The following is a 19,759-nucleotide window of genomic DNA, read 5'->3' on the forward strand; positions in this document are numbered from 1 at the left end:
TATTCAAATGCAACGTAGTAATTACGCGCCTTGTTCTTCTTTTTGATCTGCAACTGCTTTAGTTGCAAGAGCAAGATTACGAATTGGTGCTTGAAGTACGCTAAGCAACATAGAAAGAAGACCTTCACGTGATGGAAGTTCAGCAAGAGCTTTAACTTCTTCTTGAGTAGCAACGTTACCTTCGATAACACCTGCTTTAATTTCTAAAGCCTCGTGTTTTTTAGCGAAATCGTTAAGGATTTTCGCAGGTGCAACTACATCTTCGTTTGAAAATGCGATTGCATTTGGACCAGTAAGAGCTTCGTTTAATGCAGATAGCTCAACTGAATCAGCAGCAAGACGTGTAAGTGAGTTTTTGTAGACTTTGAATTCTACTCCAGCCTCACGAAGTTGTTTACGAAGTTCAGTAACTTCAGCAACATTTAGTCCACGGTAGTCAACAACGATTGTTGATTTACTCGCTTTCATCTTGTCGGCGATTTCTGATACGATCTGTTTTTTTGCTTCAATAGCACTGCTCATGGTTTACACCTCCTGTATATTTGCTTAAAAATACATTTATACCGGTTAAAAAGAAAACCCTCAAATCTTAAACGAGACATGAGGGTAGTAAATTCCAGAACACAGTCAAATGACTATATATATCGAAATTACCTCGGCAGGATATTAAGTTCTAAATAGAACACCTACTGTCTACGGTACAAATGTTATTCATTTTTTCAACAAAAATGATTATATAACATTCATCCTATGAATGTCAAATGCATTTTTTCGTTGATTAGAAAGTAGAAGGATCTACTTTAATTCCAGGGCCCATTGTAGAAGTTACAGTTACATTTTTCATGTAAGTACCTTTTGCAGCCGCAGGTTTAACTTTTAATAAAGTTTCGTTGATTGCAGCAAAGTTTTCAACTAATTTGTTGTCTTCGAAAGAAACTTTACCGATTGGAACATGGATGTTACCAGCTTTATCAACACGGTATTCAACTTTACCAGCTTTGATTTCGTTAACAGCTTTAGTTACATCGAAAGTAACAGTTCCTGTTTTAGGGTTTGGCATTAAACCTTTAGGTCCTAATACACGACCAAGTTTACCAACTTCACCCATCATGTCAGGTGTAGCAACGATTACATCAAATTCAAACCAACCTTTTTGGATTTGAGCGATGTAGTCTGTATCGCCTACGTAGTCAGCACCAGCAGCTTCAGCTTCTTTAGCTTTCTCACCTTTAGCGAATACTAATACGCGTTGAGTTTTACCAGTTCCATTCGGAAGAACTAAAGCTCCACGAATTTGTTGGTCAGCTTTCTTAGGATCTACTCCAAGACGGAAAGCAACCTCAACTGTTGCGTCAAACTTAGTAAAGTTTGTTTTCTTTACTAATTCGATAGCTTCAACAGCAGTATAAGCTTTTGTTTTATCAACAAGCTTTACAGCTTCTGCATATTTCTTACTTTTTTTAGCCATTTTAAATCCTCCTAATAATGTGGTTTTAACGGTATAAGCCTCCCACGAAAAAGGTTGCGAATAACCATATGAAATCCGCAACCCCGTAGAAACGTTTAACTATTTCACAAAGGATTAGTCTTCGATGACAATACCCATGCTACGTGCAGTACCTTCAACCATGCGCATTGCAGACTCAACGTTTGCAGCGTTTAGGTCAGGCATTTTAGTTTCAGCAATCTCACGCACCTTGTCGCGTTTAACTGTTGCAACTTTTTTACGATTTGGTTCACCAGAACCAGACTCAATTCCAGCCGCTTTTTTAAGTAAAACAGCAGCAGGTGGAGTTTTCGTAATGAATGTAAATGAACGGTCTTCGAAAACCGTAATTTCTACAGGAATGATAAGACCAGCTTGTTCTGCAGTACGAGCGTTGAACTCTTTACAGAAACCCATGATGTTAACACCTGCTTGACCTAGTGCTGGACCAACTGGTGGAGCTGGATTAGCTTTAGCTGCAGGAATCTGAAGTTTTACAATCTTGATAACTTTTTTAGCCACGAGACACACCTCCTTAAAGTCCGTGATGTGGTAATAGGGGCTCGTTCCCCTCCCACTCATATATTCTTTATATTATTGAAATAAAGAACTAAACAATTGTTCAGGTCTCTAATCATTGAGACATACTGACCTAGGAAATTTTATCATTTCTATAGCTAGATAGCAAGTTTTTTTCTCATTATAATTTTTCGACTTGGTTAAAATCTAGTTCTACCTTCGTGTCACGACCGAACATATTAACTAAAACTTTCAGTTTTGCCTTATCTCCATCAAGCTCTTCAATTGTACCTGAGTATGAAGCAAATGGACCTTCTTTAATTGTCACTGTTTCACCAAGTTCATAATCTGTTTCAAAGCGTTTCTCATCCATACCCATTTGTTTCAGTAGTGCTACTACTTCTTCAGGTAAAAGTGGAGTTGGCTTTGAACCTGAACCTGCTGATCCAACGAAACCAGTTACACCTGGTGTATTACGAACAACATACCAAGAATCATCTGTCATGATGATTTCTACAAGAACATAACCAGGGAAAACTTTCTTCTTCACTACTTTTTTCTTACCGTTTTTGATCTCTGTTTCTTCCTCTTCAGGAACTACCACTCGGAAAATCTTATCTTGCATTCCCATAGATTCTACACGTTTTTCCAAGTTTGCTTTTACTTTATTCTCATAACCAGAATAAGTGTGTACAACATACCAATTCTTTTCCATTTAATTCAGGACGTTACGTCCTTCCCTCCCTGCCTTAAATTCATCTAATTAGGCTTAAAAATATTAAAACTCATATAACAAATCATCAATCGATTGTTTATTTTTCCCAAATTAAAAAACCCGTTTACCGGGCTTTTTTATACATCTTATTCTATCACTATTATGACTATTTTACGAATAACTTATTCAATACCGGTAACAAATTACCTCTGAGTTACTTCGTTACTAGACGAATAAGTTCAGAAATACCTAAGTCAACTACAGTAAAGAATAATGACATAAATACTACTGTACTAAGAACTATAAGTGTATAGCTAGCAAGCTCTTTCCTCTTTGGCCAGCTTACTTTTTTCATCTCGCGGATTACGCCACGAAAAAAATCGGTCAAGCGTTGCATGTTCCTAACCTCCACATAAATGAGTGCGTCGAAATGATTTATTTTGTTTCTTTATGAAGTGTGTGAGCGTTACAAGTTTTGCAAAACTTCTTTATTTCAAGACGCTCTGTTTTAGAAATTTTGCTACTTTCAGTAGAGTAATTTCTGGAACCACAATCTTTACAAGCGAGAATCACTTTGGTTCTCATATATAAACACCTGCTTAAGTTTAAAAATATGTCCCTAAAACCTTATCATGACTATATTATAATGTCAACGGGATGAAGTAATATATAGGAATTTATGGAAGGTTATATATCACTATTAATTCGGAAGGACTTTAAAGAGAAATCTCGCGAACTTCTAAATAGCGTTCAAGTTTACGTTTCACTCTTTGAAGTGCGTTATCGATGGATTTGACATGACGGTTTAACTCTTCTGAAATTTCTTGATAAGATTGACCATCCAAATAGAGTGCCAATACTTTTCGTTCTAAATCACTTAGCAGTTCTGCCATCTTCAACTCAATATCATCAAATTCTTCTTGATTAATAATTAACTCTTCTGGGTTTAATATTTTTGCCCCTGATATTACATCTAAAAGCGTTCGATCGGATTCTTCGTCATAGATAGGCTTGTCCAAAGAAACATACGAATTTAACGGAATATGTTTTTGGCGTGTTGCCGTTTTAATTGCGGTTATAATCTGTCTTGTAATACATATTTCAGCAAAAGCTTTAAATGATGTCAGCTTATCGCCTTTAAAATCCCTTATGGCCTTATAAAGACCAATCATTCCTTCTTGAACAATATCCTCTTTATCTGCACCAATAAGAAAGTATGTACGCGCTTTCGCTCGTACAAAATTACGATACTTATGAATCAAATAATCTAAAGCTTCACTTTCCCCTTTGTGAACAAGCTCTACCAGTATGTCATCATCATGATGTAAATACTTTTCGCTTATTTTATGTCCGTATTCAGCAACCAATCCTAAACCCCCCGCCCCACACATAGTTAGAATTATTATACAGTAGTGATTTTTTCGACGTCAATATGTCAAAATTGTCCTCTGCGCCATTTTTCAAATTTTTCCTCTACTTCTTTTGTTAGTGGAATCTTAGAAGTCGGCTTTGCTTTTGACTGTATTTTCACCTTTTTCTCTACTTCCCGAGAGACATATTTACTTTCATGTAAAAGTTCACGTGCTGACTTTCGCAATGCCCCCTGTCCGAATATCGCCCATTGCTCAGTAAAATCCGAAGTAGCAACATGAACTTGCGTTTGAATGTTACTCAATTCAATCGCAAGTTTTTCAATTCGTTCATCTGCTGTCTCATTCTCTTTTGTATAAATCACGTCAATGTTGTAATTTTTATATTTTCTTTCTAAGCCTTGAACAAAATAGGCATCAAAAACAACAATTACTTGATAACCAGTATACGCTTTATACTCTGCTAGAATTTCTATTAGTCGATCACGTGCTGCTGAAAGATCTCGATCTTTTAATACTTTAAGCTCCGGCCAGGCGCCTATAATATTGTAGCCGTCTACTAATAGGATATTTCTCATAACTTACTGCCCCAAGGGATTACGTTTTCGATACACTTCATACATCAGAAGACTAGCTGCTACCGAAGCATTTAAGGATGTTACCTTGCCAACCATCGGCATATGAACAAGGAAATCACATTTTTCTCGTAGAATTCGGCTCATGCCTCGTCCTTCACTACCAATGATGACACCAATAGACATAGCTCCATCTAGCGTACGATAATCATCGCTACCTTTCGCATCCGTTCCAACAATCCAAAGCCCACGTTTCTGTAGCTCCTCAATTGTTCGTGCCAGATTCGTCACACGTGCTACTGGAATATACTCAATGGCTCCTGTCGATGCTTTCGCTACTGTTGCTGTTAAACCAACCGCTCGGCGTTTTGGAATAATGATGCCATGTGCACCTGTCGCGTCCGCTGTTCTCATAATCGAACCTAAATTATGAGGGTCTTCAATTTCATCTAAAATTAAAAAGAAAGGCGCTTCATTTCTCTTTTCTGCAAGTGCAAATAAATCATCTAATTCTGCGTATTGGTAAGCTGCAACTGCAGCTACAACACCTTGGTGAATACCATCCACCATCGCATCAATTTTCTTTTTAGGAACAATTTGCGTAAGCACATTCTTTTCTTTCGCCAAGTTAATCACTTGTCCCATGGACCCTTTTTGTGATCCTTCAGCAATCCAGATTTTATTAATATCTCTTTCTGACTTTAACGCCTCTAATACTGGGTTTCTACCAATAATGAATTCTTCACTCATGAAGCGTTCTCACCTCAATTCTTTCTTCTCTTCTGTGAAGTTGATCCCCATTCTAATAATTTCTTCCATCCGCTCTATACAATTACTTAAATATAAATAACCAATCAATGCTTCAAAAGCCGTTGAATATCGGTATGTTTGTACATCTGTATTCTTTGGAACACTCCCCGATTTGGCATTTCGTCCTCTTCTTACAACCCCTTGTTCTTCTTCAGATAATATCCCTTCATCTAATAGAAAATGTATGAATTGATTCTGCGCCTTAGCCGAAACAAAGCGAGTTGCTTCTCGATGCAATAGATTAGGCTTGACTGCTCCTTTAAGAAGTAGGTGATGCCGTATATATTTTTCATATACAGCATCTCCCATATAAGCCAAAGCCAAACTATTTAGTTCTATAGGTTTTATTTCGTTGTATTCATTATTCACGCTTATCCTCTTTTCCATCTCGTTCCTTGAGGAGTATCTTCTAAGATAATATTCATCGCTTTTAACTGATCACGAATTTCATCTGATCTTTGGAAATTACGATCTTTACGAGCTTGAATACGCTCTTCAATTAACTTTTCGATATCTTCATCTAGAAGTTCTTCTTCTTGTTGCAATGATAAACCAAGCACTTGGAATAACTGCTCGAATTCTTCAGTGAAAGCTGTAATAACATCCGTATGCGTATGTTGTTCCATCAAATAATAATTCGCTTGCTTAGAAAGCTCGAATAATAAAGAAATCGCATTGGCTGTATTGAAATCATCATCCATATCCACGATAAATTGGTTATGAATATCTTGGATTTTTTGTAACCATTCTGCATTGTTGTCACTAATGTTCGTAGCCATATCTTCACGATGCTTCAGGTTATGATAAGACGTTTTCAAACGCTCTAATGCCGCTTTCGCATTATTTAATAACTCATCACTATAGTTAATCGGATTACGATAATGAACCGATAACATGAAGAAACGAAGTACCTGTGGATCATGACGCTTGATAATATCATGAACTAACACGAAGTTTCCAAGTGATTTAGACATTTTTTCGTTATCAATATTTATATAACCATTATGCATCCAGTATTTCGCAAATGTCTTACCTGACAGTGCTTCTGACTGAGCAATTTCATTCTCATGGTGAGGGAATGATAAATCTTGCCCACCTGCATGAATATCGATTGTTTCACCTAAATACTTCTTCGCCATTGCCGAGCATTCAATATGCCATCCCGGACGTCCTTTACCCCAAGGACTATCCCATGAAATCTCTCCTTCTTTTGCCGCTTTCCATAAAGCAAAATCTAGAGGATCTTGTTTCTTCTCACCTACTTCAATTCTAGCTCCTGCACGTAAATCATCAATTGATTGATGCGACAGTTTTCCATATCCATCAAACTGACGAGTACGGTAGTATACATCACCTTCTGATTCATAAGCATAGCCTTTATCGATTAGTGCTTGAACAAACTCAATGATGATATCCATATTATCCATTACACGTGGATGAACATCTGCTTTGTTGCAACCTAACGCTTGAACATCTTCAAAGTAGGCATCAATAAAACGTTGAGCAACAGTTGGTACATCAGTACCCAACTCGTTTGCCACACGAATCAATTTATCGTCAACATCCGTGAAATTCGATACATAGTTCACATCATAACCACGGAATTGTAAATACTTACGAACCGTATCAAATACAATAGGCGGACGAGCATTTCCAATATGAATGAAGTTGTATACGGTAGGACCGCACACATACATCTTCACCTTACCTTCTTCTAAGGGCTGAAACGTTTCCTTCTGCCTAGTTAATGTATTATAAATTTTGATAGTCATGCTCCTTGCTCCTTTCAGTACGCAGACTTTCTAATTCTTCTTTCATTGTAGCTAGTTCTTGCTCCAATTTCTTAAAACGATTTCCTGTTGGATCTGGTAAATCCCCATGATTTAAATCTCGCTTCAAGCGAACACCATCTTGGATAACGACCTTCCCTGGAATACCTACTACAGTTGAGTTTGCCGGAACTTCTTTCAGCACTACTGAGCCAGCACCGATTTTAGAATTCTCCCCGACTGTAATAGAACCTAACACTTTGGCACCTGTAGCAATCAGAACATTATCTTCTATTGTTGGGTGTCGCTTTCCTTTTTCTTTCCCTGTACCGCCTAGTGTTACACCTTGGAATATCGTAACATTATCACCGATTTCACATGTTTCTCCAATTACGATTCCCATCCCATGGTCTATAAAGAACCTACGACCGATTTTTGCCCCTGGATGGATTTCTATCCCGGTAAAGAAACGACTAATTTGTGAAATAACACGAGCTAAGAAATAAATTTTATTTCTGTAAAACATATGTGCAAGTCGGTGTGCCCAAATCGCATGTAGACCTGCATAGGTTAAAATAACTTCTAGGTAGCTTCTTGCTGCTGGATCTTGATCAAAAACAACTTCAATATCTTCTTTCAGCACTTTAAACAAGTGAATCCCCCCAAACCCCTTTGATGCAATACAAAAAAGCGCCTCTGTCTACTGACAGAGACGCATAATTAGCGCGGTTCCACTCTGTTTGGAATTGATATGGCACTATGTCATTCTCTTCCCAACTCATCATAATAACGGTATGAGGCCGCCTATACCTACTTAGATCCCTGTTCGGTATAAGACTCCAGAGTGCATTTCAAGAAACGAGTAGCTTAAACCACTTTCAGCCGGTGGTGGTTCTCTCTAAAAAGCATCTTTTCTTTACTTCTCTCCATCTACGCAAAATATTCATAATTAATTATTACTATATTATATTTTTGACACTTTGTTAATCTAAAATACTTAAAAGACGATTTTTTATTTTTTCTTTGCCAATTAATGCAATGGCTTGTGGAAGGTCAGGACCATGTGTTTGACCTGTTGTAGCAACACGAATCGGCATAAATAACTTCTTACCTTTTTGTCCTGTTTTCTTTTGAACAGCTTTCATTGCTGCTTTAATAGCACCCGCTTCAAACGCTTCAAGTGTATCAAGTTCTTCTACAAATGCACGTAGTACTTCAGGTACTTGTTCTTCTGCAAGTACTTCTTTACCATCCTCTTCAATGTCCATCTCATCCTTGAAGATGACTTCAGAAAGTTCAACAATTTCCGCTCCAAAGCTCATTTTCTCTTGGTAAAGTGCCATTAAATCATGTACCCACTTTTGTTTCTCTTCTGTTAACGGCTCAGAAATTTTACCAGCTTTAATTAAGTGTGGTAAAGCTAATTCTGTTAAGCGTTCTACATCTAAGTTCTTTAAGTATTGATTGTTCATCCAAGTTAATTTATTCGTATCGAATAAAGCAGGTGATTTAGATAATCGCTTCTCATCAAAAATTTCAATGAATTGCTCCTTCGTGAAGATTTCTTCTTCTCCACCTGGTGCCCATCCAAGTAATGCGATGAAGTTAAAAATAGCTTCTGGTAAATAGCCTAAATCCGCATACTGTTCGATAAATTGAATAATTGACTCATCGCGCTTACTCAATTTACGACGGCTTTCATTTACGATTAACGTCATATGTCCGAATACTGGTGGTTCCCATCCTAACGCTTCATAAATCATGATTTGTTTCGGTGTATTCGAAATATGGTCATCTCCACGTAATACGTGTGAAATCTCCATTAAATGATCATCGATTGCTACTGCGAAGTTATACGTAGGTGTTCCGTCTTTCTTCACAATAACTAAATCACTAATACCTTCTGATTCAAAAGATACTTCACCTTTAACCATATCATTGAAAGTGAAAACCGTATCAGCAGGTACTGCGAAACGAATGCTTGGTTGTCTACCTTCTGCCTCTAGCTTCTCACGATCTTCATCAGTTAGATGACGACATTTCCCGGAATAAATCGGCATTGCGCCACTTTCAGATTGAGCTTCGCGTTCTGCTACTAATTCTTCTTCCGTACAATAGCATTTATACGCTAAGCCTTTCTCAAGCAATTCTGTATAGTAGACTTTATAAATATCATTACGTTCAGATTGGCGATATGGACCGTATTCACCTGGCTTATCCACACTCTCATCCCAATCCATACCTAACCATTTCAAATATTTTAATTGACTTTCTTCGCCACCTGCAATATTTCGCTTCTGATCCGTATCCTCTATACGAATAATAAACTTCCCATTGTTGTGACGTGCAAATAAATAATTAAATAGTGCCGTACGAGCATTACCAATATGTAAATGGCCCGTAGGACTTGGAGCATAACGAACTCTGATGTCTTTGCTCATTTCTACGCCTCCTAAGCTTTTTGTTACAGTTGTTCTGTACACGTATTTCTCCATTTTACCACTGTAGAACTATGGAAAAAAGCGTACTTACTTATTTTTTCTTTATTAGAATAGCTACTTGAGCGGCAATTCCTTCGCCTCTACCAGTAAACCCTAGTTTTTCAGTTGTTGTTGCTTTTACATTTACCAAATCAACAGGTGCTTCTAAAAGCTCAGCAATACGACTTCTCATCGCTTCAATATGCGGCAGCATCTTTGGCTTTTGTGCAATAATCGTGCAATCAACATTGCCAAGTTCATAGCCTTTTTCCTTTACTAACACCCAAACATGTTGCAGTAATTTGGCGGAATCCGCTCCTTCGAACTCTGGGTCTGTATCCGGGAAATGCTTACCAATATCACCTTCGCCAATAGCGCCTAAAGCAGCATCTGCTACTGTATGTAATAATACATCAGCATCTGAATGTCCTAGCAACCCTTTTTCATACGGAATGGTAATGCCTCCGATAATTAAAGGTCTTCCCTCTACTAATTGATGTACATCGAAGCCTTGTCCAATTCGAAACATATTCATTCTCCTTTTCCGTTATATCTTAACTTGCTAAAAATCATTTCAGCAATATATAAGTCTTCTGGTGTTGTAATTTTTATATTATCATAATCATCTTCTACCATATAAACCACATCTCCAACTTCTTCTACAAGACTGGCATCGTCTGTTCCAAGAAAGCCAATTCCTTCAGCTGCTTCATGGGCTTTTTTCAAGACAGAAACACGAAAAGCTTGTGGCGTATGCACCGCCCACAAGCTTGATCGTTCCACAGTGTCTATCACTTGTCCGTCTTTTACTCTCTTGATTGTATCTTTCACAGGTACTCCTGGGATTGCACTTCCTTGTTCTTTCGCACTCTCTACCAATTTGTAGATTAACTCTCTTTTCACAAACGGACGAGCTCCATCATGAACAAGAACGATATTCGTGTCTGTTTCTGATACATACTTCAAGCCGTTATATACACTGTTCTGCCGTTCTTTTCCGCCAGCTACTAATTGAATGTTTTTTTGAAATTGATATTGTTTAATTAAGTCTTCAAAAAGTTGTTGTTCCTGCGGGTTTATAGGAAGAATAATATGCTTACAATATGGATCTTGATCAAATACCTTTATCGTCTGAACAATGATAGGCTCATTCGCAAGTTCTAGAAATATTTTATTTCTCCCTGCTTTCATTCTTTTGCCTTGTCCAGCGGCTAGTATAATGACTTCATAGAACATATTCAATTATTCCCCCGTCTTTTTGCTATAAAGCTTTTTCTAATAATTTTGGCTTTGCGAAAATCATGCGTCCTGCTGATGTTTGTAATACGCTTGTTACAATTACGTCAATTTGTTTACCGATGTAGTCTCGACCTTCTTCTACTACAATCATTGTACCATCATCTAAATACGCAACACCTTGATTTTGCTCTTTACCATCTTTAATAACTAGTACATTCATTTCTTCACCAGGAATGACAACCGGCTTAATCGCATTTGCTAAATCATTGATATTCAATACAGGTACGTTCTGAAACTCACATACTTTATTTAAATTAAAATCGTTCGTTACAAGAATACCTTGCATCACTTTTGCAAGCTTTACTAGTTTGCTATCTACTTCTTGAATATCTTCAAAATCACCTTCGTAGAACTCTACATTAACAGCTAATTCTTTTTGAATACGATTCAATATATCTAAACCTCTTCGTCCACGATTACGTTTTAACGCATCAGATGAATCAGCGATATGTTGCAATTCTTCTAGCACAAATTGAGGAATAACCAAAGTACCTTCAACAAAACCTGTTTGGCAAATATCCGCTATTCTACCATCGATAATAACACTTGTATCTAGAATCTTATAAGTAGATTTCATCGCATCTTGAGATTTATCTTCCTCAACTTCTTGACTCTTCTTCTTATTACCACTTCTGATCAGGCCAATCAATTCATCCCGCTTCTTCGTCCCTACTTGAAAACCTAAATATCCGAACAACAAAGTAATCAAGATTGGAGCTACTGTATTAACAACCGGTAAATTTATGGACGATAATGCAAAACCGACTAAGAAAGCTACTAATAGTCCTATAACTAAACCAATTGTACCAAAAATAATATCGGTTATTGGTGCTTTAACAAGCAGTTCTTCCATCCACTTAATGAAATTCAACACATAATCTACTGACCAAAAAGTTATAAGATAAAATATGATTGCACCTAAAATAGCTGTTACATAAGGATTGTTAATATAATTAATATCATCAGCATTTATCAGAATTAATATTTTAGGAATCAAAATCATTCCTAAAGTACCTCCAATAATTAATAAACATGCTTGTATAATACGTTTTAACATCCTTTTCACCTCCCTTATACATTATAAACAATTTATTTTTTTTAAAACCTGACTTCAACAGTTTTTAATAATAGACATACCTTCCAATTAGTACGTTTTTCACACCGAAAAAGTTTCACTTTTTCGTAAAGTTTAGATTGTTTTTTTGAAATGAACTATTATATATTACGTATACTCATATAATCTATTACATCGATCTTTCCGCCTGCATATAGTTTCTTATCAAACGCAAGCCTTCTTTAATCTTCTTCGCTCTAACTTCCCCAATTCCTTCAACATCATCCAGTTCTTCAACTGTAGCGTTCATAATGGCATTAAAATCGGCAAAGGATTGTACTAAGTTATCAATAATAAGTGCCGGAAGTCTCGGGATTTTATGAAGTATGCGGTATCCTCTTGGCGTAATCATCTCATCAAGTGGAACGTACCCATTATACCCAAGCACTTTCAGAATCGTACTATCTTCTAAAAATTGTTGATAGGATAGTTCTTTAAGTTTAAGTAAAGCGTCCTTAGCGTCCGCACTTTGGGGACATAAATAATCCTTCACAATTAATTCGCCTTCTTCTTCTAGTGAAGAAATGATTTCATTCATCTGTAAGCGAATTAACCTTCCCTCTACACCAAGCTCAGTTAAATATGACAATAATTCATTCTTAATCCGGATAAACATAACATACCGATGAAGTACCCGTAGAAGATCCGCATATGTGACAAAAGCTTCAAATTCTAAAAGCCCTAAACCGCTAATACTTTGTTGCAACACTGCTTTATATTTCTCTAGGGTTTGAACAGCCTGATTTGCCTTTGTCAAAATAACAGCTATATCTTTTAACGAATAACGAAAGCTGCCTTGATACACAGTAATAATGGTCCTACGCTGTGAGATAGCAATCACCAACGATTTCGTTTCTTTAGCTACTCGCTCTGCTGTACGATGCCTCATCCCTGTTTCTCTGGATGGAATAGACGAATCGGGTACGAGCTGTGCATTAGCTAATAATATTTTATCTCCAGCCTCATTCAAGATAATGGCACCATCCATTTTAGCCAATTCATATAACGAACTAGGCGTACAAGGGCAGCCAATTTTGAAACCACCATCCACGATTTCCTTCACTTTATCATTAAATCCTACTACAATTAATCCGCCTGTATTTGCTCTGAGAACATTATCAATGCCATCGCGTAAAGGGGTACCAGGAGCCACAAGCTGCAATATTTCTGATTTTGTTTTCTCAGCTTTCTTTTCACTCATATTTATCCTCCTAATGCATGCTTTAACGCTTCAGATACAGTAGAAACACCTACTATTTCAATTCCTTTTGGAGGATTCCAACCTCCAATGTTGTTTTCAGGGAGAATAACTCTTTCAAAGCCTAATTTCGCTGCTTCTTGTACTCGCTGCTCTATTCTTGATACCCTCCGAACTTCACCCGTTAAACCAACTTCTCCAATAATACAGTCCGTTTGTCTTGTTGGTTTGTCTCGAAAGCTTGAGGCAATGCTAACAGCAATCGCTAAATCAATAGCTGGTTCATCTAATTTAACTCCACCTGCTACCTTTAAATATGCATCCTGATTTTGGAGAAGTAATCCTACACGTTTTTCTAATACCGCCATCAGCAACGGTACGCGATTATGATCGACACCTGTTGCCATTCTTCTAGGATTCCCAAAACTTGTTGGTGAAATAAGTGCTTGTATTTCAACAAGAACAGGTCTTGTTCCTTCCATAGATGCCACAACCGTTGAACCAGCCGCTCCTTGAGAACGCTCTTCTAGAAAAATCTCAGAAGGATTTTCTACTTCATCAAGTCCATGCTCTTTCATTTCGAATATACCCATTTCATTGGTTGATCCGAAACGATTTTTGACAGCTCGCACAATTCGGTATGTATGATGTCGCTCACCCTCAAAGTAGAGAACGGTATCGACCATATGTTCTAATAGTCTTGGACCGGCAATGTTACCTTCTTTTGTAACATGTCCTACTATAAATATAGCAATGCCTTTTGTCTTAGCAATTCTCATAAGGGAAGCTGTACACTCTCTAACTTGCGAGACACTTCCTGGAGCCGATGTGACTTCCGATTGAAACACAGTTTGAATGGAATCGATAATAACTAAGTTGGGTTCCACTTCATTAATTGCCTGCTCAATGAAATCCATATCTGTTTCAGAGAAAACATATAAGTGATCACTAACTGTTCCTAATCGATCTGCTCGAAGCTTTGTTTGCTTAACAGATTCTTCACCTGATACATATAAAACCTTTTTTTGCTTTTGAGCCATTTGTGCCGATACTTGCAATAACAATGTAGACTTTCCAATCCCCGGATCGCCCCCAATTAATACAAGTGAACCATTGACAATGCCCCCACCTAAAGCTCGGTTTAATTCCTTCAAATCCGTAAGCATCCTAGATTCCTGATCGGTTTGAATGCTAGTAATCGGTGCTGCTTTCACACGTGTTCCACTGGAATCAAGGGTATGAGTAAAGGCTCCTTTTCGCTGAGGCTTGACGATTTCAACTTCCTCAACCATCTTATTCCATTCCCCACACCCTGGACATCGTCCCATCCATTTAGGGGATTCATATCCGCAAGATTGACACATGAATTTTGATTTCTTTTTCGCCAATGAAATACCCCCTTTATTTTATTAAATCTATTTTATATTCATGTCGTTTTTATAATATTTTCTTAAACATACTTTTTTTATTTCAGGAAGGCGTCGATACCTCCATAATATACGCCTAAAACTATTATAGAAAAGTTTTCTTAAAAAAAGATTAAGGTTTTCTTACAAAAAGATTAAAAAACGCACAGGGCTTATAAAGCTCTGTGCGTTTTGATAGGTTATTTACTCGTTGAAGCTACTTCTTCTACAGGCTTTACTACAAATTCACCGTTTTCCATATCAATTTTCACACGTTGACCTTTATGAACATTACCTTTTAGTAACTCTTCAGAAAGCTGATCTTCTACGTGTTTCTGAATAGCTCGGCGAATCGGACGAGCACCATACTCTGGATCATATCCTTCTTGCGCAATTTTAGCTATAGCTGCATCAGATAACTCTACGTGAATATCTTGTTCTTTTAAACGAGTAACAAGCTGTTTTGTCATTAATTGAACAATTTCTTCTAAATGCTTCTTCTCTAAAGAGTGGAAAACAATCATTTCATCGATACGGTTTAGGAATTCAGGACGGAATGCTTTTTTCAGCTCTTCCATTACTTTGCCCTTCATATCTTTGTAATCTTGGCCCTCATCTTGAATGTTAAAACCAACATATTTATTTTTTTGTAGTGCTGAAGCACCTACGTTGGATGTCATTATAAGGATGGTATTTCTAAAATCTACTGTACGTCCTTTAGAATCCGTTAATCTACCATCTTCAAGTACTTGTAGAAGAATGTTAAACACATCTGGATGTGCCTTTTCAATTTCATCTAGTAATACAACTGAATATGGTTTTCTGCGTACTTTCTCTGTTAATTGACCACCTTCATCGTATCCTACATATCCTGGAGGTGAACCAACTAAACGAGAAGTTGAGTGTTTCTCCATGTACTCAGACATATCTACACGAATCATGGCATCTTCATCACCAAAAATTGACTCAGCTAACGCTCTAGCAAGCTCTGTTTTACCTACACCTGTTGGTCCTAAGAAGATAAATGAGCCCACAGGACGTTTTGGATCTTTCAAGCCTGCTCGTGCACGACGTACTGCTTTTGCTACTGCTATAACAGCTTCATCCTGCCCAATTACACGTTTATGAAGGATGTTTTCCATATTTAGAAGCTTTTCAGATTCTGTTTGTGCGAGTCTCGTAACAGGAACACCAGTCCAGTTAGATACAACTGTTGCGATATCATCCACTGTTACCTCACTGTTTTCCTTACCTTGTTGCTCTTTCCAGATTTTCTTAGTATCTTCTAATTTTTCTCGTAGTCGTTGCTCTGTATCACGTAATGAAGCCGCCTTTTCAAACTCTTGGCTTTGAACGGCTGCATCTTTCTCCTTGCGTACTTCTTCAAGCTTCAATTCTAACTCCTTCAGATTTGGAGGAGTCGTATATGAACGAAGACGAACTTTAGAACCCGCCTCATCTATTAAATCAATCGCTTTATCTGGTAAGAAGCGATCTGAAATATAACGATCTGAAAGTTTAACAGCTGCTTCAATGGCATCATCTGTAATAGATACTCTATGATGTGCTTCATAGCGATCACGTAGTCCTTGTAGAATTTGAATTGATTCTTCTACAGATGGCTCATCCACCTGAATTGGTTGGAAACGTCGCTCAAGTGCTGCATCTTTCTCGATATACTTACGGTATTCATCAAGTGTTGTTGCACCAATACATTGAAGCTCACCACGCGCTAATGATGGCTTAAGAATATTAGATGCATCAATTGCACCCTCTGCTCCACCTGCACCAATAAGTGTGTGCAGCTCATCAATGAATAGAATAATGTTACCTGCCTGACGAATCTCATCCATTACTTTCTTCAAACGGTCTTCGAATTCACCACGATATTTCGTACCAGCAACAACCGTTCCCATATCCAGTGTCATAACACGCTTATCACGTAAAATCTCTGGTACTTCATTATTTACAATTTGTTGTGCCAAACCTTCTGCAATCGCCGTTTTACCTACACCTGGCTCTCCGATAAGAACAGGGTTATTTTTTGTACGACGACTTAACACTTCAATAACACGTTGAATTTCTTTACCTCGACCAATAACTGGATCAAGACTACCTTCACGGGCAATCACTGTAAGATCGCGTGCTAAACTATCTAAAGTAGGAGTACTAGCTGTTGCAGAAGTATTACCTTGATGACCTGCTGATTCATTACTACCCAAAAGTTGTAACACTTGTTGACGAGCCTTATTCAAGCTCACTCCTAAGTTATTCAACACTCTTGCAGCTACTCCTTCTCCTTCACGAATTAATCCTAAAAGGATGTGCTCTGTACCTACATAAGAGTGTCCTAACTTTCTTGCTTCATCCATTGAAAGTTCAATGACTTTTTTTGCTCTAGGAGTATAGTGAATCGTTTGCTTCGCATCTGGTCCACGACCAATTAATGTTTCAACTTCCTTCTGGATTTTATCAGCACCTAAGCCAAGTGCATATAAAGCTTTCGCTGCAATACCATCACCTTCACGAACAAGTCCAAGTAGGATATGCTCAGTTCCAATATTGTTATGACCTAATCGAATTGCCTCTTCTTGTGCTAATGCTAAAACCTTTTGGGCTCTCTCAGTAAACCTTCCAAACATCATAAGTATTTCCTCCTCACTCTTTATGTGTTTCCATATTCAAACGGTCTCTAATAAAAGCTGCTCGGCGATAATCTCTCTCTTGTGGTCTTAGAACTCCGCCTGCATACTGTTGTAGAAAACCCGGCTGAGTTAAAATCATAAGTTCATTAAGAATGGTTTTAGAGATATCTTTTATATACCCTAAATCTATACCCAATCTAACATCGGACAAACATTTAGCTGCTTCTTTTGATTCCATAATTCGAGCGGTTGAAAGAATACCTAGCGACCTAAATACTCTATCTTCTAATTGTATGTTTGAGGATTTGACTAATGCTTCTCTAGCCAATCTTTCTTGTGTTATCAACTGCTGTACAACGCTCTTTAAATCTTCTACTATGTCACTTTCCGATTTACCCAATGTGATTTGATTCGATATTTGAAAGATATTGCCTAAAGCTTCGCTTCCCTCACCGTAAATTCCTCTAACAACTAAACCTAATTGGTTAATAGCTGGTATAATTCGACTCATTCGTTGGGTAAGAATGAGTCCTGGTAAATGCATCATTACGGAGGCTCTCAAGCCTGTGCCTACATTCGTAGGACAACTTGTTAAATATCCTCGTTTCTCATCAAAGGCATAATCAACTTGCTCTTCAATAACGTCATCAATACCATTAGCCATTTCTAGTGCTTCAGATAATTGTAAACCTGATAAAATGCATTGAATTCGCAAATGATCTTCCTCATTAATCATGATGCTAATTTTTTCATCTTGAGAAAGTAGGCTCACACCATAATGTGAATTCTCAGCTAAATATGGACTAATTAAATGCTTTTCAACGAGCATTAATTTCTCTAATGGATTCATATTTGCCATGATAAGAGTTTCCATATGTTTTTCATTCTTCAAATGTTCCAATTTTCCTTCAAAAATCTCAATGATTTCTGAAGCTTCATCTCTCTCAAGCATAGGAGGAAATGTATAATTCTTTAAATTTCTAGCTAATCGAATTCGACTACTTAAAACAATGTCTGATTCAGGTCCTTCTTCGCTCATCCAAGAACTTAGTGCCTGATTCAAGAAGTTTTGCAAACTCAAAGCAAATCACTCCTTTCTTCGGAGCTCTTCGCTTCTTTCTCAAGGGAACGAATTTCATCTCTTATTTCAGCTGCATTTTCAAATTCCTCTTGTAAGATACTCATCTGCAACTCTTGTTTCAGGTCATTAATTTTTTTTCGAAGCGAGATGTTGCCACCAATTCTTTTCGGTATTTTACCAGTATGTGTTGAATTTCCACCATGAAGTCGCTTTAAAATTGGCTCTAGTTGCTTACTAAATGAATCGTAGCATGAAGAACATCCAAATTTACCAACGCGTGCAAACTGTGAATAACTCAAATGACAATGATCACAGCGAATATCATTTCCATTTACGAAAGGATTTTGCTGTGTTGATGTAAAACCTTGATCAATATTTAATAGACCGGCCAATATGCTACTAATAGAAAAGTTAGAACCAGCATCAATCATGAGTATGTCGCTTTTCCCTTGGGAGCATTTTTCACATAAATGAACTTCTGTTTTTTCCCCATTAATAATCTTTGTAAAATGAAGAGTAGCCGGTTTTTGTTTGCACTCCTGGCAAATCATCCGAATCACCTCTTTATAACAATTACTGATATCTTAAACTCGTAAGCATCGCTTTCATCATCCGCGCTCTAAGTTCATCACGGAATGGTAAATCAATCATTATTACTGATCGATCTATTACACTTAGCATAAGCTTTGCTTCACGACTAGTAATAATTTCTTCTTCGACTAATCGAACAATCATGTTTTCAGCCATTTGTTGAGGCAGTTTATCATCAATAAGATGAAGTAGCTGATCGATTACATGAGCATGGTCATACAATCTTACTTTGGCAATACGTATATAACCACCACCACCTCGCTTACTTTCAACAACATATCCTTTTTCAGTTGTAAAACGGGTATTTATAACATAATTGATTTGTGAAGGAACACATTGAAACTTGTCTGCTATTTCACTTCGCTTTATAATGACGATTTCCTTCTCACTTTGATTAAGAACTTGCTTCAAATAGTTTTCAATTATGTCAGATATGTTTTTCATCTGCCCTCCTCCAATCCGACTTTCTGTATATTCTAAGATGATGTTGACTATTCGGTTTCTGACTTTGACTATATTTGACTATAATTATATGAGAAAAAACACCGTTGTGCAACTCGGGTGCCTTGTCGTACCCTTCTATATTCGCCAATTTTTATATTTATTTATACTCTTTTTCCAATTTTTATTAAAAAGAAATGGTTTATTACGATTTCACTGGTTGTAATTGTAAATTATACGATATTATAGATATATTTCCA

22 protein-coding genes and 2 other annotated features are annotated in these 19,759 nt (G+C 37.3%); all 22 genes read right to left on the reverse strand.

The window, feature by feature from the left end; translation table 11 throughout:
- Positions 1–21: 21 nt before the first annotated feature.
- The 22 genes from rplJ to TX86_RS25210 all read right to left on the reverse strand — a co-directional run bounded on the left by rplJ (position 22) and on the right by TX86_RS25210 (position 19,502).
- Positions 22–522: a 50S ribosomal protein L10 gene (rplJ, locus tag TX86_RS25110; protein WP_042353196.1), complete on the reverse strand. Its 501-nt coding sequence runs from the start codon at positions 520–522 to the stop codon at positions 22–24.
- A gap of 42 nt (positions 523–564) precedes the next feature.
- Positions 565–717, reverse strand: a sequence feature (ribosomal protein L10 leader region).
- Positions 718–778: 61 nt separating this feature from the next.
- The gene (gene rplA / locus TX86_RS25115) at positions 779–1,468 is read right to left on the reverse strand and encodes a 50S ribosomal protein L1 (RefSeq protein ID WP_042353198.1); all 690 of its coding nucleotides are present in this window, start codon (positions 1,466–1,468) and stop codon (positions 779–781) included.
- Positions 1,469–1,582: 114 nt separating this feature from the next.
- A complete protein-coding gene (gene rplK / locus TX86_RS25120) occupies positions 1,583–2,008 on the reverse strand; it encodes a 50S ribosomal protein L11 (RefSeq protein ID WP_026089433.1) in 426 nt (141 codons plus the stop codon).
- A gap of 178 nt (positions 2,009–2,186) precedes the next feature.
- Positions 2,187–2,720 carry a transcription termination/antitermination protein NusG gene (nusG, locus tag TX86_RS25125; RefSeq protein WP_042353199.1) on the reverse strand — a complete coding sequence of 178 codons (534 nt, stop codon included), beginning with the start codon at positions 2,718–2,720 and terminating at the stop codon, positions 2,187–2,189.
- A gap of 214 nt (positions 2,721–2,934) precedes the next feature.
- Positions 2,935–3,117 carry a preprotein translocase subunit SecE gene (gene secE / locus TX86_RS25130; protein WP_042353201.1) on the reverse strand — a complete coding sequence of 61 codons (183 nt, stop codon included), beginning with the start codon at positions 3,115–3,117 and terminating at the stop codon, positions 2,935–2,937.
- 38 nt (positions 3,118–3,155) lie between these two features.
- On the reverse strand, positions 3,156–3,305 hold the full coding sequence (gene rpmG / locus TX86_RS26520) for a 50S ribosomal protein L33 (RefSeq protein WP_081707838.1): 150 nt from the start codon (positions 3,303–3,305) through the stop codon (positions 3,156–3,158).
- Between the two features lie 131 nt (positions 3,306–3,436).
- Positions 3,437–4,111, reverse strand: a complete 675-nt coding sequence (sigH, locus tag TX86_RS25135; protein ID WP_042353203.1) for an RNA polymerase sporulation sigma factor SigH — start codon at positions 4,109–4,111, stop codon at positions 3,437–3,439.
- A 44-nt stretch (positions 4,112–4,155) separates the two neighbouring features.
- Positions 4,156–4,668, reverse strand: a complete 513-nt coding sequence (locus tag TX86_RS25140) for an NYN domain-containing protein (RefSeq protein WP_042353204.1) — start codon at positions 4,666–4,668, stop codon at positions 4,156–4,158.
- A 3-nt stretch (positions 4,669–4,671) separates the two neighbouring features.
- Entirely contained in the window at positions 4,672–5,415 is a 744-nt protein-coding gene (rlmB, locus tag TX86_RS25145) for a 23S rRNA (guanosine(2251)-2'-O)-methyltransferase RlmB (RefSeq protein WP_042353206.1), read from the reverse strand.
- A gap of 9 nt (positions 5,416–5,424) precedes the next feature.
- A complete protein-coding gene (locus tag TX86_RS25150) occupies positions 5,425–5,784 on the reverse strand; it encodes a Mini-ribonuclease 3 (RefSeq protein WP_230203721.1) in 360 nt (119 codons plus the stop codon).
- Positions 5,785–5,846: 62 nt separating this feature from the next.
- Positions 5,847–7,247, reverse strand: a complete 1,401-nt coding sequence (gene cysS, locus TX86_RS25155; protein WP_042353211.1) for a cysteine--tRNA ligase — start codon at positions 7,245–7,247, stop codon at positions 5,847–5,849.
- Positions 7,228–7,896, reverse strand: coding sequence for a serine O-acetyltransferase (gene cysE / locus TX86_RS25160; protein WP_042353212.1), 669 nt, complete (start codon positions 7,894–7,896; stop codon positions 7,228–7,230). Before cysE ends, cysS begins: the two co-directional genes overlap by 20 nt.
- A 53-nt stretch (positions 7,897–7,949) precedes the next feature.
- Positions 7,950–8,186 (reverse strand) — a binding site (T-box leader).
- A gap of 41 nt (positions 8,187–8,227) precedes the next feature.
- A complete protein-coding gene (gene gltX / locus TX86_RS25165; protein WP_042353213.1) occupies positions 8,228–9,685 on the reverse strand; it encodes a glutamate--tRNA ligase in 1,458 nt (485 codons plus the stop codon).
- A 91-nt stretch (positions 9,686–9,776) separates the two neighbouring features.
- Positions 9,777–10,253, reverse strand: a complete 477-nt coding sequence (ispF, locus tag TX86_RS25170; RefSeq protein ID WP_042353214.1) for a 2-C-methyl-D-erythritol 2,4-cyclodiphosphate synthase — start codon at positions 10,251–10,253, stop codon at positions 9,777–9,779.
- A 2-nt stretch (positions 10,254–10,255) separates the two neighbouring features.
- Complete coding sequence (gene ispD / locus TX86_RS25175) at positions 10,256–10,960, reverse strand: 2-C-methyl-D-erythritol 4-phosphate cytidylyltransferase (RefSeq protein WP_042353217.1); 705 nt, start codon at positions 10,958–10,960, stop codon at positions 10,256–10,258.
- A 25-nt stretch (positions 10,961–10,985) separates the two neighbouring features.
- A complete protein-coding gene (locus TX86_RS25180) occupies positions 10,986–12,080 on the reverse strand; it encodes a PIN/TRAM domain-containing protein (RefSeq protein WP_042353219.1) in 1,095 nt (364 codons plus the stop codon).
- Positions 12,081–12,267: 187 nt separating this feature from the next.
- On the reverse strand, positions 12,268–13,338 hold the full coding sequence (gene disA / locus TX86_RS25185) for a DNA integrity scanning diadenylate cyclase DisA (RefSeq protein ID WP_042353220.1): 1,071 nt from the start codon (positions 13,336–13,338) through the stop codon (positions 12,268–12,270).
- Between the two features lie 2 nt (positions 13,339–13,340).
- Positions 13,341–14,723: a DNA repair protein RadA gene (gene radA / locus TX86_RS25190; protein ID WP_042353221.1), complete on the reverse strand. Its 1,383-nt coding sequence runs from the start codon at positions 14,721–14,723 to the stop codon at positions 13,341–13,343.
- Between the two features lie 218 nt (positions 14,724–14,941).
- A complete protein-coding gene (gene clpC, locus TX86_RS25195) occupies positions 14,942–17,386 on the reverse strand; it encodes an ATP-dependent protease ATP-binding subunit ClpC (RefSeq protein ID WP_042353223.1) in 2,445 nt (814 codons plus the stop codon).
- A 13-nt stretch (positions 17,387–17,399) separates the two neighbouring features.
- Complete coding sequence (gene mcsB / locus TX86_RS25200; protein ID WP_042353224.1) at positions 17,400–18,467, reverse strand: protein-arginine kinase McsB; 1,068 nt, start codon at positions 18,465–18,467, stop codon at positions 17,400–17,402.
- Positions 18,464–19,018, reverse strand: a complete 555-nt coding sequence (gene mcsA / locus TX86_RS25205; RefSeq protein ID WP_042353226.1) for a protein-arginine kinase activator protein McsA — start codon at positions 19,016–19,018, stop codon at positions 18,464–18,466. The genes mcsB and mcsA overlap by 4 nt, the downstream gene beginning before the upstream one ends.
- 22 nt (positions 19,019–19,040) lie before the next feature.
- Positions 19,041–19,502 (reverse strand): CtsR family transcriptional regulator, encoded by a 462-nt coding sequence (locus TX86_RS25210; RefSeq protein ID WP_042353228.1) that lies wholly within the window; start codon positions 19,500–19,502, stop codon positions 19,041–19,043.
- Positions 19,503–19,759: the final 257 nt, after the last annotated feature.

This window comes from Bacillus massiliigorillae (assembly GCF_000380245.2).
Lineage (GTDB): Bacteria > Bacillota > Bacilli > Bacillales > DSM-1321 > Bacillus_AD > Bacillus_AD massiliigorillae.

What these genes read in the sequence shown, in the direction of transcription:
- rplJ (WP_042353196.1), bottom strand. Translation starts at nt 522, where the DNA reads ATGAGCAGTGCTATTGAAGCAAAAAAACAGATCGTATCAGAAATCGCC.
- rplA (WP_042353198.1), bottom strand. Translation starts at nt 1,468, where the DNA reads ATGGCTAAAAAAAGTAAGAAATATGCAGAAGCTGTAAAGCTTGTTGAT.
- nusG (WP_042353199.1), bottom strand. Translation starts at nt 2,720, where the DNA reads ATGGAAAAGAATTGGTATGTTGTACACACTTATTCTGGTTATGAGAAT.
- secE (WP_042353201.1), bottom strand. Translation starts at nt 3,117, where the DNA reads ATGCAACGCTTGACCGATTTTTTTCGTGGCGTAATCCGCGAGATGAAA.
- rpmG (WP_081707838.1), bottom strand. Translation starts at nt 3,305, where the DNA reads ATGAGAACCAAAGTGATTCTCGCTTGTAAAGATTGTGGTTCCAGAAAT.
- sigH (WP_042353203.1), bottom strand. Translation starts at nt 4,111, where the DNA reads ATGTGTGGGGCGGGGGGTTTAGGATTGGTTGCTGAATACGGACATAAA.
- TX86_RS25140 (WP_042353204.1), bottom strand. Translation starts at nt 4,668, where the DNA reads ATGAGAAATATCCTATTAGTAGACGGCTACAATATTATAGGCGCCTGG.
- rlmB (WP_042353206.1), bottom strand. Translation starts at nt 5,415, where the DNA reads ATGAGTGAAGAATTCATTATTGGTAGAAACCCAGTATTAGAGGCGTTA.
- TX86_RS25150 (WP_230203721.1), bottom strand. Translation starts at nt 5,784, where the DNA reads ATGGGAGATGCTGTATATGAAAAATATATACGGCATCACCTACTTCTT.
- cysS (WP_042353211.1), bottom strand. Translation starts at nt 7,247, where the DNA reads ATGACTATCAAAATTTATAATACATTAACTAGGCAGAAGGAAACGTTT.
- gltX (WP_042353213.1), bottom strand. Translation starts at nt 9,685, where the DNA reads ATGAGCAAAGACATCAGAGTTCGTTATGCTCCAAGTCCTACGGGCCAT.
- ispF (WP_042353214.1), bottom strand. Translation starts at nt 10,253, where the DNA reads ATGTTTCGAATTGGACAAGGCTTCGATGTACATCAATTAGTAGAGGGA.
- ispD (WP_042353217.1), bottom strand. Translation starts at nt 10,960, where the DNA reads ATGTTCTATGAAGTCATTATACTAGCCGCTGGACAAGGCAAAAGAATG.
- TX86_RS25180 (WP_042353219.1), bottom strand. Translation starts at nt 12,080, where the DNA reads ATGTTAAAACGTATTATACAAGCATGTTTATTAATTATTGGAGGTACT.
- disA (WP_042353220.1), bottom strand. Translation starts at nt 13,338, where the DNA reads ATGAGTGAAAAGAAAGCTGAGAAAACAAAATCAGAAATATTGCAGCTT.
- clpC (WP_042353223.1), bottom strand. Translation starts at nt 17,386, where the DNA reads ATGATGTTTGGAAGGTTTACTGAGAGAGCCCAAAAGGTTTTAGCATTA.
- mcsA (WP_042353226.1), bottom strand. Translation starts at nt 19,018, where the DNA reads ATGATTTGCCAGGAGTGCAAACAAAAACCGGCTACTCTTCATTTTACA.
- TX86_RS25210 (WP_042353228.1), bottom strand. Translation starts at nt 19,502, where the DNA reads ATGAAAAACATATCTGACATAATTGAAAACTATTTGAAGCAAGTTCTT.